The 18,161-nt window shown below is 47.2% G+C and carries 15 protein-coding genes and 1 riboswitch; of the genes, 12 read left to right on the top strand and 3 right to left on the bottom strand.

What is annotated here, in order from left to right:
- Positions 1–588 precede the first annotated feature (588 nt).
- Positions 589–897 carry a hypothetical protein gene (locus J2X05_RS20820; protein ID WP_310076316.1) on the bottom strand — a complete coding sequence of 103 codons (309 nt, stop codon included), beginning with the start codon at positions 895–897 and terminating at the stop codon, positions 589–591.
- Positions 898–1,225: 328 nt separating this feature from the next.
- Here J2X05_RS20820 and J2X05_RS20825 point away from each other — a divergent pair, with 328 nt between their 5' ends.
- Complete coding sequence (locus tag J2X05_RS20825; RefSeq protein ID WP_310076319.1) at positions 1,226–2,209, top strand: integron integrase; 984 nt, start codon at positions 1,226–1,228, stop codon at positions 2,207–2,209.
- A gap of 42 nt (positions 2,210–2,251) precedes the next feature.
- A complete protein-coding gene (gene waaA, locus J2X05_RS20830; protein ID WP_310076320.1) occupies positions 2,252–3,535 on the top strand; it encodes a lipid IV(A) 3-deoxy-D-manno-octulosonic acid transferase in 1,284 nt (427 codons plus the stop codon).
- 209 nt (positions 3,536–3,744) lie between these two features.
- On the opposite strand, the gene J2X05_RS20835 is transcribed toward waaA, so the two are convergent.
- Entirely contained in the window at positions 3,745–4,701 is a 957-nt protein-coding gene (locus J2X05_RS20835; RefSeq protein WP_310076322.1) for a pectate lyase, read from the bottom strand.
- 325 nt (positions 4,702–5,026) lie between these two features.
- Positions 5,027–6,391, bottom strand: coding sequence for a TolC family outer membrane protein (locus tag J2X05_RS20840; RefSeq protein ID WP_310076323.1), 1,365 nt, complete (start codon positions 6,389–6,391; stop codon positions 5,027–5,029).
- Between the two features lie 631 nt (positions 6,392–7,022).
- Here J2X05_RS20840 and nhaD point away from each other — a divergent pair.
- The 10 genes from nhaD to J2X05_RS20890 all read left to right on the top strand — a co-directional run.
- Positions 7,023–8,279 carry a sodium:proton antiporter NhaD gene (gene nhaD, locus J2X05_RS20845; RefSeq protein WP_310076324.1) on the top strand — a complete coding sequence of 419 codons (1,257 nt, stop codon included), beginning with the start codon at positions 7,023–7,025 and terminating at the stop codon, positions 8,277–8,279.
- Between the two features lie 191 nt (positions 8,280–8,470).
- On the top strand, positions 8,471–9,706 hold the full coding sequence (locus J2X05_RS20850) for a cation:proton antiporter (RefSeq protein ID WP_310076329.1): 1,236 nt from the start codon (positions 8,471–8,473) through the stop codon (positions 9,704–9,706).
- A gap of 157 nt (positions 9,707–9,863) precedes the next feature.
- A riboswitch (TPP riboswitch) is annotated at positions 9,864–9,973 on the top strand.
- Between the two features lie 89 nt (positions 9,974–10,062).
- Positions 10,063–10,875, top strand: a complete 813-nt coding sequence (gene thiD / locus J2X05_RS20855) for a bifunctional hydroxymethylpyrimidine kinase/phosphomethylpyrimidine kinase (protein WP_310076331.1) — start codon at positions 10,063–10,065, stop codon at positions 10,873–10,875.
- Between the two features lie 56 nt (positions 10,876–10,931).
- A complete protein-coding gene (gene thiC, locus J2X05_RS20860; protein WP_310076334.1) occupies positions 10,932–12,860 on the top strand; it encodes a phosphomethylpyrimidine synthase ThiC in 1,929 nt (642 codons plus the stop codon).
- Positions 12,861–12,945: 85 nt separating this feature from the next.
- Positions 12,946–13,569, top strand: coding sequence for an NUDIX domain-containing protein (locus J2X05_RS20865; RefSeq protein WP_310076336.1), 624 nt, complete (start codon positions 12,946–12,948; stop codon positions 13,567–13,569).
- Positions 13,570–13,713: 144 nt separating this feature from the next.
- The gene (locus J2X05_RS20870) at positions 13,714–14,226 is read left to right on the top strand and encodes a DUF1249 domain-containing protein (RefSeq protein ID WP_310076337.1); all 513 of its coding nucleotides are present in this window, start codon (positions 13,714–13,716) and stop codon (positions 14,224–14,226) included.
- 296 nt (positions 14,227–14,522) lie between these two features.
- Positions 14,523–15,305 carry a 3',5'-cyclic-AMP phosphodiesterase gene (cpdA, locus tag J2X05_RS20875; RefSeq protein WP_310076339.1) on the top strand — a complete coding sequence of 261 codons (783 nt, stop codon included), beginning with the start codon at positions 14,523–14,525 and terminating at the stop codon, positions 15,303–15,305.
- A 6-nt stretch (positions 15,306–15,311) separates the two neighbouring features.
- Positions 15,312–15,884, top strand: a complete 573-nt coding sequence (locus J2X05_RS20880) for a YqiA/YcfP family alpha/beta fold hydrolase (RefSeq protein ID WP_310076340.1) — start codon at positions 15,312–15,314, stop codon at positions 15,882–15,884.
- 52 nt (positions 15,885–15,936) lie between these two features.
- Positions 15,937–17,826, top strand: coding sequence for a DNA topoisomerase IV subunit B (gene parE / locus J2X05_RS20885; RefSeq protein ID WP_310076343.1), 1,890 nt, complete (start codon positions 15,937–15,939; stop codon positions 17,824–17,826).
- Positions 17,827–17,928: 102 nt separating this feature from the next.
- Positions 17,929–18,161: hypothetical protein (locus J2X05_RS20890; RefSeq protein ID WP_310076346.1), on the top strand; the 233-nt coding region annotated here is incomplete at its 3' end.

Below are 18,161 nucleotides of genomic sequence, written 5' to 3' on the forward strand. Positions count from 1 at the left end.
CTTTTACTCACAACACTAACCAAGTGCGATAACAAAACTAAAATATTACCTTACAACGCTTAGTTAATGGGCAGTTTGTAAGTTGCGCTTGCGATTAACTTTCCGTAACGATTCACCACATGCGCGACTTACGAACTGTCCCAGCGCACGCAGTGCGCGGATTCAACGCCTTGTTGTAAGCTGAACGTTAGTTATTGCTACAAAGTGCAAACTCTTACGAAAACCACACCCAATTATTTTGTTCAACGCGCGGACTTGATGGAGCTGCGGCCAAGCGTGATTCACTTTAATTCAATTTTAGCTTTCATTAACACTGCAGCGAATTTAGCACGGCAGTGAAACCTACGTGAACTTTCAGCACTCGACCACAGGTTAGACCGGACGGCAGGTGATGTAATAGAAACTGAAAACGCTTTTACTCACAACACTAACCAAGTGCGATAACAAAACTAAAATATTACCTTACAACGCCGCGTACAACGGCAGTTTGTAAGTTGTGGCTTTGTGGATTACTTTTGCGCAGCAAAACCACAAAGCCGCGACTTACAAACTGTCCAGCGCACGCAGTGCGCGGGTTGCTACGCTTTGTTAGGCATATAGCCACCAATACGGCGTTGCAGCCGCACCAGCCGTAAAGAAAGTAGCGGATATACTTGCACGGTAATGTGGAGATGAAAGAGACACAAATATTAGAAGTACTATAAATGGCCACGGAAGAATGACTAAATAAATTAATGTCGGCCCACTTTGAGGCAAAATAAAAGATAATTTAGTTGTGAGCGCTAGTAGCACCAACGCCCAGTTCACAATAAAGCTGACTAAGACAACCCAACCTTGAGGAGTTCTCAATATCGCTTCACGAATGAATATTTTTAATGGTTGCTTTTCAATGTCCATAATTGCCTAACATTTGTATACCGAGCATGCGCGTTATCCTTCCTTACTTTTTCTTTAGAAAAACACATCAACTCTTTGAAATACAAAGTTATCTTTGTGGTTTCGTCAGGACATTAGGGAGGGATAAACACGCGAGCGTGTTTATTCGCTGGGCGGAGCTTGTTTTTTGGATTCGTCCAGCGTGCAAGTGGCTGAATATAATCGGGTTTACAGGTTTATGAAAGGGGATTATCGCGCAGTGTAAAGTAGGTATTTGCGCATTGCAGGTTGTTTGTTAATAATATACTGTATGCAAAACCAGTATTAAGGTGTTTCAGGGAGAGTTGTGATGACAGGAAAATCCAGTCCGTTTTTGGAAATGGTCAGGGGGGAGATCCGGCTGAGGGGTTACAGCATTCGCACCGAGAAGAGTTATTTGTATTGGACTCGACAGTTTATTTTGTTTCATCAAAAACGCCATCCGGCTGAAATGGCAGGTGCTGAAGTTAAGGCGTTCCTCACTTGGCTTGCAGTCAAACAAAATGTTGCTGTAAATACCCAAAAGGTCGCTTTGAATGCGTTGGTTTTTCTGTATGCAAAGGTGCTCAAGCAGGAGTTGGGTGATTTAGGTTTTACGCTTGCAGTGAAGCAGCGTCATTTGCCAGTGGTATTAACCCAAGAGGAAATTTTGCGTGTTTTTGTGCAAATGCAGGGGCGTAACCGTTTGATTTTTGAATTGTTGTACGCGAGTGGTTTGCGTATTACGGAATGTTTGCGCTTGCGTGTTCAGGATGTTGATTTTTCTAATGGTTCTATTTGTGTTCGTGATGCCAAAGGTAATAAAGATAGGCAGACGTTATTAGGGAAATCCTTGATTCCGCAGTTGCAAAAAGCAATTGATGAGTCTCTCGCGTTGCAGGCAGAGGATAATAAACGCGGTATAGGCCCTTCGTTACCTAATCAACTTGCCAAAAAATTCCCCAATGCATTTCGCTCCCCTGCATGGATGTTTGTATTTCCATCATCCAGTTTTTCAGAGCATCCGGTTACTCACGCGCTCTGTCGCCATCACCTGCATGATTCGGTTGCGCGCAAGGCGTTGCAGCAAGCTGTGCGGGCAGCAGGGATTGATCGCAAACGTGTAACTTGCCACAGTTTTCGCCATTCGTTTGCAACGCATTTATTGCAGGCGGGATGTGATATTCGTAACGTGCAAGAGCTTCTTGGTCACAATGATGTAAAAACAACCCAAATTTACACGCATGTTTTGGGGCAGCATTTTGTTGGCGTGAATAGCCCGCTTGATCGACTAAGGCTTTTAGGTGGGCAATAAATTTTGCTATTCTGGCGTTCTTGTCTTTTTTTGAGCCAGCCTATGCGTGTTCTCTATACCTCCATTTTTTATCTGCTCCTGCCTTTTATACTGCTGCGCTTGCTCTGGCGTTCAATTGCCGCTCCCGCTTATGCAAAACGCTGGGCGGAACGCTTTGGTTTTTTTTCCGCGTTAACTACCCATAAAAAAGTAGTGTGGTTGCATACGGTATCAGTGGGTGAGTTTTTAGCGGCACTACCGCTGATTCGCCGTTTGCAGGCAGATGAAAGCGTGCAGTTGGTGATTACTACTACAACCCCAACGGGTTCCGAGCGCGTGCGTGCAACCCTGGGTGATTCTGTTGTGCATGTTTATGCACCTTATGATTTGCCCGATGCATTGGCGCGTTTTTTTAAGCGCGTTAAACCATCGCTCTATTTAGTTATGGAAACCGAGTTGTGGCCAAACACTTTGGCTGCCTGCGCCAAGCGCAATATTCCAGCTGTGTTGGTCAATGGTCGGTTGTCTGAAAAATCTGCGCGCGGCTATACGCGTTTTGGTGCGTTAACCAAACCTATGTTGCAGCATTTATCCTGTGCAGCGATTCAAAATTCGGTCGATGCCGCGCGTTTTGTCGCATTAGGTTTATCTGGCGATAAAGTGATAGTGACAGGCAATATCAAATTCGATTTGAGTTTAAGTGATGATCTTCGTGCACAAGCGGCGACGCTCAAGAGTCAATTATCAAATGATGGCAAACACTTGGTGTTGATTGCAGCGAGTACCCATCAAGGTGAAGACGAAATTATTCTCGATGCCTTTGCGCAGGTTCGTGCAAGTTCTTTCGCTTGGGCACGCGGCGCAGTCCTGGTTTTAGTCCCGCGCCACCCTGAACGTTTTGAACGGGTAGGGCAGTTGTGTGCGAGCCGTGGTTACAGTGTGGTGCGGCGCAGTGAGCATAGTTGGAACGGAGCGAGTGACATTTTGCTCTGCAATACCATGGGTGAATTGATGTTGATGTTTGGTGCCAGCGATATCGCATTTGTTGGTGGAAGCCTGGTGCCCAATGGCGGACATAACTTCATTGAACCGGCTGCTTGGGGTTTGCCCTTAATCAGTGGTGAGCATTTATTTAATTTTGCAGAGGTTGCACGTTTGCTGACCGATGCAGGTGCATTAATTAAAGTTAATTCGGCACAAACACTTGCCGAAGCGTTTGTTCGCTTGTTGGAGAACGATTCGCTGCGAGTAGAGGTGGGTAATGCTGCTTTGCGGGTGGCATTGGAAAATCGCGGTGCTTTGGATAAAACGCTTTTAGTGATTGCCGATTATTTAAGGAAATCATGAATAATGTATCGCTCGTCATACCTGCGAACGCGGGTATCCATAGCTGTCAATTATCCGGATGTCTGTAGTTGCAGGTATGGCAAGTAATTCAGCATCTCCTTGACATGACCTGCAAAAAATATTTCATAATTATTCATTAAATAAAAACGTCGGACGTTCAGTTGATGAACGTCCGGCGTTTTTCATTGCTAACAGAAAGTTGCTAACGATTAATAGTTGGTTATACCTGAACTGGTGCAGCTTGCCCACTTGCCAATGCAAATGCTGCCCGCGTTTCTCAAACGGCTATTGGTAATTTTTGCCGTGCTGGTGGAGCTGTCAGTGCGGAAAATACCTTCACCCATATTGGATATCTGGCACTTATCAACGCTTACTGCAACCTTGAATGTAGTACCGCCATTTTGCCGCAGGAACTTACCCATGCTATCCACAACACAATTGGATACGTTGAGCGTTGATGCTGCATTGACCTGAATAAATTTATCGGAACCGGCGAATCCGGAAATGTTTTTTACATTCACAGTGCCGGACGATTTAATGGTCATTGCATCTTCACCTACGTTGGTCCAGCGCACATTGTCGATGGTGCCACCGTTGTAAAAGTGAATCCCATCGGCAGCATTGTTGCCAAAAATCACGTTCTTCAAGGTAGCACCGTTCTCTACACGGAACACCGGGCTTTGTCCTTCGCTTTGGCTGCCGTCTCCCAACGCTGTAGTTGCGTTAAATACTTTGCAGCCGCCGTCATAAACTCCACTGGTCACTTTGATGGTGGTGCTCACACTCACCGAACCATTGGCGGTACAGGTTGCCCCGGTGATGCTGCCGCTCGTACTGCCGCTGCTGCTGGTGCTACCTGAAGAGGATGTCGATGGTGAGGATGATGTAGTGCCACCGGAACCAGAAGCGGGAATAGAGCATTCCTTCACAGATTTTGATGGAATCGGATCGGAACCAAAGGTGGCTACCGAGCATGAGAAGCTGCCGCTCAGGATTTTATAAACGAATGCACCTGACGCGCCGAAGGCAACATTGGATGATCCGCTGACTGAACAGGTTTGCCCGATTTTACAAATAGTGACGTAGCCGTCAGGGCGATTGGATGCAGAAAATGCGCTAGCAGCGCAACCGAGTAGTGCAGTAGTGATAAAGATTTTTTTTAGCATGATTTCAATCTCGTCAGTTATTGGGATAAATGAACGGATTGACCGAATAATGGCGCCTGCTAAATTCAGGGGAGTTAAAGCTTTCCAGAGAAATAAGGGCAGACTATTTATTGTTATGTGTGCTCTTGATACGGCGAAAAGCGAGTGGACTATACGTTTGTTTATTGGGCATTAAAATCGGTTTAGATGACAAATGATTTTTTTGTGAAGAACTTTGTAAAAAAATTATTAACTGATGCGCCATTAAGCATGAATTTATTTACCAATAAAAATGCCGGAGATTAGTCCGGCATTTTTATTGATCATTGTGCAATGCTTATTGTGATCAGTTTTCGTATTTGCTGCGGCTCACCAGTGCGTCGTCCAGCAACCACTTATCAATTTCCTGCACATCGGCTGGAGTCAGCATGCCAGCAACTTCGCGCAGTTTGATGGTATCGATCACGTAATTGTAAAGTGCATCTGAGTAGTTGCGGCGCGCCTGGTACAAATTGCGCTGTGCTAACAACACTTCCACCAAATTGCGGGTGCCAACTTCGTAACCGGATTGGGTTGCTTCCAATGCTGATTGGTTGGATACAATCGCCTGCTTGCGCGCTTGTACACTGGCAACATCAGTTTCAACTGAGAGGTGCAGGGCGCGTGTGCTTTGAATTACGTTGCGTTGGGTACTGTTGTAAAGCTCCTGCGCTTGTGTGTATTGCGCATAAGCCTGACGGCTGCGGCCAGAGGTTGCACCGCCGCTGTAAATAGGAACATCCAAGCGCAGGTTGATGGTGCTGCCATCGGTTGTCGTATCAAAGGTATCACCACGATTGATGCCGTCGCTATCGTAATCCGAGTAACCCAGTGTGGCACCAAGGGTTGGCAAATGATTGGACTTGTTTGCCTTGGCGTTCTGCAGGGAAGCCTCGGCCTGCAGCTTTGAGGCTTTCAGGTTGTAGTTGTTCTTTAATGAAAATTCGACCCACTCCGCGCGGTTGGCAGGAACGGGTGTTATCACCGGGAATTTTGCCGATAATGGTGCAATGCGGTCTTCTGGTTTACCAGTCAGCACTTCGAGCGCTTCATAATTAATTCCCAGGTTCCCACGTGCTTCAAGGGTTGCGGCTCTAGCGCTGTCGAATGCCGCCTGGGCTTCGTGCACTTCGGTAATGGCGGTCAAGCCCACTTCAAAGCGTTGCTTGGTTTGTTCAAGCTGTTTCTCCAAGGCTTTTTCTTCTGCAATGGTTGCTTCCAGAGTTTCTATGGCGCGCAGTACATTGAAGTAGGCTTCAGCTGTGCGGACGATCAGGCTTTGTTGGTCGGCGCCAAATTGTGCTTCAGCTTGTTCACTTAATTTAACGCCCTGTTTGTAGCTGTACCATGAAGACATATTAAACAGGGGTTGCGATAAAGAAAGATCCCAGCCGCTAGAGTCACTGTCAGTTTTCAGGGTAGTGTTAGTTAAATTGTTGACGGTGTCTTCGTCGGTATTCCCCAGTTGTGCTTTGGCGTTGATTTGCGGTAGCAAGCCGGAGCGGCCAATAGTTTTGTTTGCCAAGCCAGCCTCATATTTCGCCTTGTCGGCTTTTAATTGAGCATCGTTTTGTGCTGCCAGCTCATAAATATCCAGCAAGCTGTTAGCACTGGCAGTCAAAGGTGCGAGAGAAAAGAGGCTGACGAGCAAGTAAAGCTTGGTCTTTTTCATAGAGTTTTCCAAAGTCCAGAGTTGAGAATTCCAGTTCAACACCCGCGGTAAACCAGACGTACTGTATTGTTCAGCGCGGGTGTAGGTACAAATAAGCGAGTTGCGTGGAGTTTAGCCGCTTGCTGCCTTGGGGTCGAGAAATGAACGAGGGTTCAGTCGTTAAAAAGGGTAAAACGCGCCGCACTCGCCGTGAAGTTACAAATGTAAGCTTAGTTTCGTGTTTTACCTTTCTAAACCATCCCGCCTCTAATCCATCTCCTCGCCAGGGTGATCTCCAATTGCAGGGGATTAGACACAGTTGTGTAGGATACAGATTCACTGGGCAAAAAATTGTCAGTGACTGTAACGATAGTGCTATTAGTCAATGTGGATTTATGGAGCAGTTTTTGCGTAAGTTTTGGCGCGATATTGAAGGATCGTAGCAAGTTATTGATTTTCTCGACTATTCTCACAGTGTTTGATTGCTTCATCGCAGTGCAACTTTTATCATGCGCGCCCAAATTGAGCAGAGGCAAGCGTGAGTTTACTCGTTTGCCCTACTGCCGCACCTAGTCGCTACTGACTAGCTGCTATTGATGTGGTCAATCCATTGCCGCTCACCAGCTTCTTCATTTTTTATTAAAGGTCGTATATGCCGATGTCATTGGAAGTCGTGCTGATAGTTTTTGCGGTGCTTGCCCTGCTTGGTGTGGTGTTCGAGGAAGTTATCCACATCAATAAAGCCAAAACCACCTTGTTTTTTGGCAGTTTGTCATGGCTGGTGATGTTTATGTTTTCAGGTGGTCACGAACAACAAGATGTGATGTTGGAAAAGCTCAATCACAATCTGTTGGAAATCGCCACTCTATGGCTATTTCTGATGGCAACCATGACCTTCGTAGCCTATCTCAATGCTAAAGGTATAGTGCAATCAGTAGTGCAACGTTTGTGCCCGGCACAAATGAGCACGCGCAGTTTGATGATCCTTGTTGCGCTCTTTGCAATGACCTTATCTATGATCTGCGATAACGTGACTGCGACCCTGGTAACGCTGGGGTTGGTGCATGCGTTTGATGTCGACCAGAAAACCCGTATCAAGCTCGCGGTATTGGTTGTGTTTGCCGTGAACTCCGGCGGCGTTGCGCTGATTACCGGTGATGTCACTACCCTCATGATCTTTCTCTCTGGTCACGTCACCATGCCACAGCTGCTGTTGCTGTGGATTCCGGCGATTGTGGGTGTAATGGTATTGGCGGGTTTGATGTTTCCGGGTGTTTCCGGTCAGGTCACCACCGAGAAAAATGTGCGCACTTTTACAGGTATGGATTGGGCAATCGTAGGCACTTTCTTTAGTACTATTATCTGCACCATGCTGTTTAATTTCTTCTTTCATGTACCCCCGGTGCTCACCTTTTTGGTTGGTCTATCGGTGATGTTTTTTATCGGCCACTTTATGGATATGGATCCGGAAGAAACTCGCATTCTGGAATATGTTCGCCAAATTGAATATGAAACCCTGTTGTTCTTCCTCGGGATTTTATTGTTAGTCGGTATGTTGAAAGAAATTGGCACGCTGGACCTGCTCACCAATTTCTACGCCCAAATTGCGCCTCAATATGCTAACTATTTAATGGGATTGTTCTCTGCCTTGATTGATAACGTCCCTCTGACTGCTGCGTTATTGAAGTCTGAGCCTGTATTGCAAACCCCCGAATGGCTGGCATTGACTTACGGGGTAGGTGTGGGTGGTTCATTGCTGGCAATTGGTTCAGCTGCAGGGATTATTGCCATGAGCAAGGTGAAAGGGCTGACGTTTGGTGCTTTTTTGCGTTATACCCCTCTAGTATTTGTTGCTTATACCTGTGGTTATTTGGTGGCTTTGAGCTTGGCGAAGGCCGTTTTTGGCTAGTTGCACATTGATTTGATCTGATTAAAAACCGGAGGACACCTCCGGTTTTTTGTATCTGCCGTGTGGGTTGGTGAGTTTACAGGCGTAACTAGAGGGAATTTACACGCAATTTATAATGGCCTCGCTCATTTGCTGGCAGCATGCACCCATTTTCAGCTTTACGTTTTTTAACTTTTAACCTTGGAGTCGCCATGTCGTCATTAGATATTGCCAAGCTCGACCTTATGTATGTCGGGATTATTATTTTTACCGGATTGTTAGGCGGTGTTGTTGCCAAAAAAATCAAAGTACCGGATATCGTGTTGTTTCTCTTAATCGGTATTGGCCTTGGCCCAACGATTGGTGGTTTACTGCATGTGCCGGCTGACTCCACCATGAACCAGTTGATCCTCACCATTGGCGCTTGCTACTTGTTGTTTGAAGGTGGTGCGACCCTGCGGTTTGCGGTGTTGAAGCAAATCTGGATCACCTTGACTGTGATCGCCACGCTTGGTGTATTGATTACCGGCGCCATCATTACTTACGCCGGTGTCTGGCTGGGTATCCCCATCGGTGTTGCGTTGGTATTGGGGGCCTTGACTGCGTCAACTGACCCCGCAACGCTCGTACCTATTTTCAAACAAGTACCAATCAAAGATCGCGTATCCCAAACGGTGATGAGTGAATCTGCGCTCAACGATGCTATGGGCGCAATCGCTACTTTCGCAGTTGTCGCTTATGTGATGGGTACTGGTGAAGGTTTTAGCCTGACCCACTCTCTGGGCGAACTGGCCTATGAGGCTGGTATGGGCTTGGTGTTGGGTGCAATTGTTGGTTACAGCGCTGCTTTCCTGATGGCGCATAACACTTTGGGTATTTTCCGTGAAGTGACCCCTTTTGTGATTATCCTCGCGGTAATTACTGTATATCTGTTGGCCGATGCCATTGGCGCGTCCGGCTTTATGGCGGTATTCACCTGCGGTGTAATGATCGGCAACAAAGAGACATTCAATCTGCCGCTGGATCACCACGAGCACGAATATCTTGAAGATTATGTAGGCAACACCGCGCTGTTAATGCGTATGTTTATTTTTATCCTGCTGGGTTCACAAGTCGATTTCCATCTGCTCAAAGAATATTTGGGTGTTGGTTTGATCCTCCTGTTCATCTTTATCTTTATCGCGCGCCCACTGACCGTCTTCATTTGTGCTGGTCCTGATCGTCGGGCCAAGTGGACGTGGAAAGAGTTGGTATTTATGAGCTGGACTCGGGAAACCGGTGTTATTCCTGCGGCCTTGGTGGGTATTTTGGCGGGTATGAAAGTGCCGGGTATCGATGTGGTGGGCGCTATTACCTTCATCTTTATTCTGGGTACTATTTTGATTCAAGCACCAACGACTGCACTGCTCGCAGGTAAGTTGGGCTTATTGAAATCCCAGGAAAAATAACCATTGGTAGGGGCGCTGCTTAACGCGCCTAACAATCTCCGCAAATAATCCAAACCCTTAGGGGCGCCGCTTGCTGCGCCCGGGTTTTTCAAGCACATCAGGGCGCAGCAAACAGCGCCCTACCTTTACTCTCCCCGTTAACTCCAATAGACTGCCGGTTTTCTTGTCGGGGTGCTTTTTGCTGGCTGTATGCTGGTAACGAGGCTGAGATATACCCGCCGACCTGATCCGGTTAGTACCGGCGTAGGGAACGAGAGCCTCCAGTTTTTTGCATGCCTAGTATCTATTCAGCGTGCCTTGGTATTTCTCCCTTTCCCCGCGTCTTTGCTGTTTAGTCAATACATTGCGGAAATACCATGCACTCATTCATACCAACTCCCATAGCTCTTACTATTGCCGGTAGCGACAGCGGTGGCGGTGCAGGTATTCAAGCCGACCTAAAAACCTTTTCTGCTTTGGGTGTGTTTGGTTGCAGTGCTATTGCGTCGCTCACTGCGCAAAACACGCTTGGTGTTCAAGGTGTATTGCCAATTCCGCCGGCGTTTGTACAACAGCAAATCCATTCGGTAATGAGCGATATCAATGTCGGTGCGATTAAAAGCGGCATGTTGGCAACGGCGGAAATTATCGCTGCTGTTGCAGAGTCCCTAAGTGCTTATCCGCAAATTCCTTTTGTGCTTGATCCAGTGATGGTCGCAACCAGTGGCGATAGATTATTGGCAGAAGATGCGATTCAAACGCTGATTGAAAAATTGCTCCCGCTTGCTACTCTGGTAACTCCTAATTTGCATGAAGCAGCAGTGCTGTTGAATTCATCAACCGCGCAAAATCTTGCGGAAATGCAAGTGCAAGGTGAAAAAATTCTCTCTTTGGGTGCGCGCGCCGTATTGATGAAAGGTGGCCACACCGATGGTGAAGATGCAACGGATTTATTAATCACCACAGCGGGTGTTGAAGCTTTTTCTGCACCGCGATTACACACTAAAAATACCCACGGAACCGGTTGTACTCTGGCATCGGCAATTGCCGCTGGTTTGGCGAAACAGCTGTCGCTCAGTGACTCGGTCAAGCAGGCAAAAGACTATTTGCATCAAGCTTTGGTGCATTCCGAAAAGTTGCACATAGGGCAGGGCTCAGGCCCGGTTCATCACTTCTATTCTTTTTACTAAATCACGTTCTATTATCCAAATTTATTTAAATACTTGATTAAGACAAGGCCACTATTATGAATACCAGCGTCGAAAAAATTCTCAGCCAAACCGCCGAAGTCGATAAAGCCTCGGTACAGCCCTTTACTGGCTCACAAAAAATTTATGTGCAGGGTTCGCGTGCGGATATTCAAGTGCCCATGCGCGAAATTACCCTGGCTGATACTCCAACGGATTTCGGTGGCGAAAAAAATCCCCCTGTACGTGTCTACGACACTTCTGGCCCTTACACAGATCCGAACGTAAAAATTGATTTGCGCACAGGTTTGGGCGATGTGCGCACCGCCTGGATTGAAGAGCGCAACGACACTGAAGTATTGGAAGACAGTCACTCTGAATTTACCAATGCCCGCCTGAATGATCCCAAATTGGCGAGTCTGCGTTTCAATCTCACCCGTAAACCGCGCCGCGCAAAACCCGGCATGAACGTATCGCAAATGCATTACGCCAAAAAAGGGATCATTACCCCGGAGATGGAATATATCGCCATCCGCGAAAACATGGCGCTGGCCCAAGCGCGTGAATTGAGTGTAGATCCTCAATATAAAGCCTTGGGGCAGCAGCACAAAGGTATGAGTTTTGGTGCAAGTATTCCTGAAGAAATTACTCCAGAGTTTGTGCGCGATGAAGTAGCGCGCGGCCGTGCGATTATCCCTGCCAATATCAATCACCCGGAATTGGAGCCGATGATTATCGGCCGTAATTTCCTGGTGAAAATTAATGGCAATATCGGTAACTCAGCCTTGGGTTCATCAATTGAAGAAGAAGTAGAGAAACTCACCTGGGGTGCGCGTTGGGGCGCCGATACGGTGATGGATTTGTCTACCGGAAAAAATATCCATGAGACCCGCGAATGGATTATTCGTAACTCGCATGTGCCTATCGGTACCGTCCCTATTTATCAAGCACTGGAAAAAGTAGATGGCGTTGCAGAAAATCTGACGTGGGAAATTTTTCGCGATACATTGATTGAACAAGCGGAGCAAGGTGTGGATTATTTTACGATTCACGCCGGTGTGTTGCTGCGCTACGTGCCGCTCACCGCTAAACGTGTGACGGGCATTGTATCGCGCGGTGGTTCGATCATGGCCAAATGGTGCCTGGCACATCACAAAGAAAATTTCCTTTACACCCACTTCGATGAAATTTGCGAAATCATGAAAGCTTACGATGTAAGTTTTTCATTGGGTGATGGCCTGCGCCCCGGTTCGATTGCCGATGCAAATGACGAAGCGCAATTTGGCGAGTTGGAAACGCTCGGTGAGTTGACCAAAATTGCCTGGAAACACGATGTGCAATGCATGATCGAAGGTCCGGGCCACGTACCTATGCATATGATTAAAGAAAATATGGACAAGCAATTGGAAGTTTGCGACGAAGCTCCTTTCTATACGCTTGGCCCATTAACGACCGATATTGCACCGGGTTACGATCACATCACCTCGGGTATTGGTGCAGCTATGATCGGTTGGTTCGGTTGTGCAATGCTTTGCTATGTAACACCCAAAGAGCATTTGGGTTTACCGAATAAAGATGACGTGAAAGAAGGGATCATTACCTACAAAATTGCCGCACACGCAGCGGATTTGGCGAAAGGCCATCCGGGGGCACAATTACGTGATAATGCCTTGTCAAAAGCGCGTTTTGAATTCCGCTGGGAAGATCAGTTTAATCTGGGGCTTGACCCTGATACGGCGCGCTCTTACCACGATGAAACTTTACCGAAAGATTCTGCAAAAGTTGCACACTTTTGCTCCATGTGTGGGCCGAAATTCTGCTCGATGAAAATCACCCAGGAAGTGCGCGATTACGCTGCAAAAAATGGCACTGATATTTCGGTGATTGGTGATCAGGATATTATCAAGATGATCGATGTCGAAGCGGAAATGAAACAAAAATCCAAAGAGTTTTTGGAAGCAGGCGCTGAGATTTATCATCGGGTGTAAATTGCAGACTACTCCCTCCCCTGATAAGGGGGGGAGGGGGCTTTTGCACAGTTATTTTTTATTAAGCTATCCAATATAAATCATTATGATCAAAAAACCAGAATTCACCCGCGCCGATGTGGAAATTATTCGTCGCGAAGAAATGTATAAACGCTTTTTTCGCGTAGAAAAAATATTTCTTCGTCATAAGTTGTTCGACGGTGGCTGGGGTAAGGAAATTGGCCGCGAGCTATTTGTGCGCGGCGAAGCGGTCGCGGTGGTGCTTTATGATCCTAAACATGATTTGATCGGTATGGTCGAACAATTTCGTATAGGTGCACTCGACGAACCTAATGGCCCCTGGTGCTATGAAGTTGTTGCCGGTATGTTGGAAGATGGCGAGTCGCCTGAAGATGTCGCACGGCGCGAGCTGATCGAAGAGGCGAATATACTACCCTATGCAATGGAATACATTTGCAATTATTTATCCAGCCCTGGTGGTTGTGATGAAAAATTGCATTTATTTTGTGGTTTATGCGATTTAAGTCAGGCAGGGGGTATTTACGGTTTGCCTGAAGAGGGGGAGGATATTCGCGTCCATGTATTGGCTGCGGATAATGTTTTTGCCGAGTTATTAAACGGCGCTTTTAATAACGCAGCAGCGCTAATTTGTTTGCAATGGCTGCAACTCAACAGAGTGCGGTTGCGCAATTTGCCGATCAGTGAATAATTTTTTGCAACCATTGACTTAGCATCGAGTCTGGCTAACACTTCAACTATCGGGTGTTCCAAGCTACAACGGAATCGCCCGGCAATTCTTACTACTCTTACTTTTTTATTTGCGCCCCTGTTTCGGCAAATTTTTAAGGCCTCTATGTTTACACTGCGCGCCACCAAAATCCAACCTGCCTACGTAACTTACAAAGAGCGTTATAAGGTGGATTTGCCGCTGCAGATGGCTGAGTGTGAAACTAATTATGCCCGCCTGACCAAATTGCTTGCCAGTAATCGGCGGGATCAAACCGGTGAGCTGCAAGATGAATTCCGTTTTATGGTGGCGCGTGGTGCCCAACAATGGCTGCATGTACTGCGCATTACCGAGCGTTCGCCTTACACCACAACCTTAGAGTTAAGCCGCGCGGCAATAGATACAAGTTCCAACTGGCTCAAGATGCCCAGATTAACCCTGCGCATGTATCACGATGCAAAGCTTGCTGAGGTTCTGGCGTGGGAAGGGCATAAACGTTTGCGTCCACGCTATGAATATCCTAACCAGTCCATGTACCAAAGTGATGAAAAATATCAGCTCAATTGTTTTCTGGGTGAATGGTTAACCCTGTGTTTGGAGCATGGCCATAGCCTTGATACGTCCTTTTGTTTTGATTAAAAATTATTCTCCCTGCGATTGTGTCGCACGGTCCTAGAGTATGTAGCTGTGCAATCGCATCTGTTGCTGTTTGTAAAATCTGTTGTAAGCAATTCTTAACTTCCTCACAAAATTTACACTTCTTGGCTGCAAATGCCGTTTTTTCCATAGTTGCAGGGTGGCGTAAACCCTGATTAGCGTATATCGTTGCGGTTGAAACTTATCCATTTTGACACTTAAGTCCACGCCAGAGCGTGAGTGGAACCTAGTCTGTTAATCATTTACAGAACCCGACTATCGAGGGACGAGAGCCGCCAGTGCGTCTGATTCAGATAACCGATTGCCATTTGGGGCCGCAGCAGAGCGAAACCCTTTTGGGGTTAAACACCGACCAGAGCCTTGAGGATGTGCTACAGCTTATCCAGGAGGTGGAGCCGCGTTTTGATCATTTAGTTTGTACTGGTGATGTCGCCAGTGCAGGCCATATCGATTGTTACCGGCGTTTTGCTCATTCGATCCGCCGTTACTTTCCCCAACCTCTTAGCTGGCTTGCTGGCAACCACGATTCGGCTGAGATAATGGCTTCTGAACAGGATGCCTTGGGTATTCAAGGGCGCTTGGTCACTTTGGGCGAATGGCTGTTAGTGTTGTTGGATTCCAGCGTGTCCGGCCAAGTGTATGGTCAACTGGCGGCAAGTGAATTGGATTTTCTTGCGCATGTGCTTGAAAGTCATCCCGACAAGCACACTATTGTTTCATTGCACCATCAACCGGTTCCGGTGGGCAGTGTGTGGATTGACCAATATGTCGTGCGCAATGCCGATGCTTTCTTTCAATTAATCGATGATCACCCTCAAGTGAAACTGGTTGCCTGGGGGCACGTGCATCAAGAGTTCCAGCAAAGGCGTAAAGGCGTTACTCTGGTTGCGACGCCCTCTACCTGTGTGCAATTTAAACCACTGTGCGATGATTTTACGGTAGATACTCAAATGCCCGGTTATCGCTGGTTTGAACTTAACAGCGATGGGTCGTTTACTACCGGCATCGCACGCGTGACTAACAAGCAATACGTGATCGATTACAAATCGGCAGGCTATTGATCGCCTATGGCTGCGTTGCTGTACATCCACGGTTTTCTCAGTTCCCCCCTCTCGTTCAAAGCACAGCAAACCGCACAATGGTTGGCTGTTGCGCATCCGGAAATTGAATTCCTCTGCCCCCAATTAACGCCTTATCCAGCGGATGCACAAAAGTTGCTGGAATCATTAATTGAGCAGCACTTACCTGCGCCTGTTTATTTAATGGGCAGTTCACTCGGCGGATTCTGGGCGACTTGGCTGGCGGAGAAATATAATTTGCGTGCAGTGCTGATTAATCCTGCTGTACGCCCGCAAGATTTTATGCCGGCCTATTTAGAGGTTGACCTGAAAAGTTATCACACGGATGATAGCTACCGCTTAAGCGCACACCACATTGACGAGATTATTGCGGCCGATGTGCCTATCGCGCACCCCAACAATTATTGGCTGCTGGTACAAACGGGCGATGAAACACTCGACTACCGGGAAGCGGTACAAAAATACCACGCATGCAAGCAGACGATAGAAGAGGGCGGCGATCACGCTTTTCAGGGGTTCGAACGCTATCTTGATGATTGCATGACATTTTTTAAACACTAGGCTTTGTTTAATTACTCGGCCTTTTTACTTTTTTGGGTAAATAGAAAATAAGATGGCAAATTATTCCGCAGAAGATATTGAAGTACTCACGGGATTAGACCCGGTAAAAAAACGCCCCGGCATGTACACCGAAACCACGCGACCGAACCATCTCGCGCAGGAAATTATTGACAACTCGGTAGATGAAGCGCTTGCGGGCCACGCAAAAACTATCAACGTTATATTACACAAAGATCAATCGGTCACAGTGATTGATGACGGCCGCGGTATGCCGGTGGATATCCATCCGGAGCAAGGTAAACCCGGTGTAGAAGTAATTTTGTGTACGCTCCATGCGGGCGGTAAATTTTCCAATAAAAATTACCAGTTCTCTGGTGGTTTGCACGGCGTGGGTGTTTCTGTTGTTAACGCGCTGTCGGAAAAATTAATCGTTACTGTGAAACGCGATGGCAATGTTTACCAGATGGGTTTTTCCAACGGCGATAAAGCCAGCGATCTGGAAATTATCGATACCTGCCCCAAACGCCAAACCGGCACCAGCGTCCATTTTTTACCAAATCCTATTTATTTTGATTCAAATAAATTTTCGGTTAGCCGCATGCGCCATGTGTTGCGCGCAAAAGCAGTGCTGTGCCCCGGTTTGTCGGTCACCTTTTTGGATGAACAAACTGGTGAAAAAGATGAGTGGTTTTACGAAGATGGTTTAAAAGATTATCTCGCGGGAGCAACGCAAGAATTTATTACGTTGCCTGAGCATCCCTTCGTTGGCGATTTCAGTGGTCAAACGGAAGCGGTCAGCTGGGCGTTGCAATGGTTGCCAGAAGGCGGCGAATTAATTCAGGAAAGTTACGTTAACCTGATTCCCACCGCGCAGGGCGGAACCCACGTCAATGGTTTGCGCACAGGTTTGCTCGATGCGCTGCGCGATTACTGCGAATTCCGCAATTTGTTGCCGCGTGGAATAAAACTCGCGCCAGAAGATCTGTGGGCGGCCTGCTGCTATGTGCTCTCCTACAAACACGCAGACCCGCAATTTTCCGGACAAACCAAAGAGCGTTTAACCTCGCGTGAAGCGGCGGCCTTTGTTTCCGGTATCACCAAAGATGCGTTTGCGCTCTGGTTAAACCAACACACAGAAGACGGCGATAAGCTCGCGGAATTTTGTATCAGCAACGCGCAAAAACGTGTGCGTGCGAGTAAAAAAATTGAACGTAAACGCGTGACCCAAGGGCCGGCATTGCCAGGAAAATTGGCAGATTGCTCCAGTGGCGATCCGGCGCGCAGCGAATTGTTTTTAGTGGAAGGGGATTCTGCTGGCGGCTCCGCCAAACAGGCGCGCGACCGTGAATTCCAGGCGATCATGCCACTGCGCGGGAAAATCCTGAATACCTGGGAAGTCGATTCGGGTGAAATCCTCGCGAGTCAGGAAGTGCACGATATTTCTGTCGCGATTGGTATGGATCCCGGCAGTGAAGATTTGAGTGAATTGCGCTATCACAAAATATGCATCCTCGCCGACGCCGACTCGGATGGTTTACACATCGCTACCTTGCTCTGCGCGCTCTTTGTAAAACATTTCCCGGTATTGGTGCGCAACGGTTTTGTGTATGTGGCCATGCCGCCGCTCTACCGTATCGATATCGGCAAAGAAGTGTATTACGCGCTCGATGAAGGCGAGAAAAATGGCGTGCTCAACCGCATCGCCGCTGAAAATAAAAAAGGCAAGCCCAATGTGCAGCGCTTTAAAGGTTTGGGCGAGATGAACCCCTTGCAGCTACGCGAAACCACCATGGCGCGCGATACCCGCCGCTTGGTGCAGCTCACCATTGGTGAAGATGACGGCACCATGCAAATCATGGATATGATGCTCGCTAAAAAACGCGCGGGAGATCGTAAAACCTGGCTGGAAGAAAAAGGGAATCTGGCAGAAATTGCTGTCTAATGTAAATTATAGGTAAAGGTTATAAATTTATAGGATATGTTTATAAATTTTATAGGATAAGCTTATAAAATAGAGTATATTTTGAGTAAGGATGCTTAGGAAATGCTCGAAATGAATATTCCCGCTCGCAAGCTCAAAAGGTCAGCTGTCAAGAATATTGTTCGCTTTCCAGCGATCAAGGCAAATGGCGGTAAAACCATCCTAGTGGAATCGATCTTAGAGTCTAAGTATTGTCTTCATCTCGAATTTGATTCTACGGTCGAAACCTATATCCCCCAGCCTAGGACTTTCGCTATCCCTAGTGAAAGTGAGGAAAATAGGTATACCCCGGACTT

This window comes from Cellvibrio fibrivorans, from assembly GCF_031457055.1.
Taxonomy (GTDB): Bacteria; Pseudomonadota; Gammaproteobacteria; order Pseudomonadales; family Cellvibrionaceae; genus Cellvibrio; species Cellvibrio fibrivorans.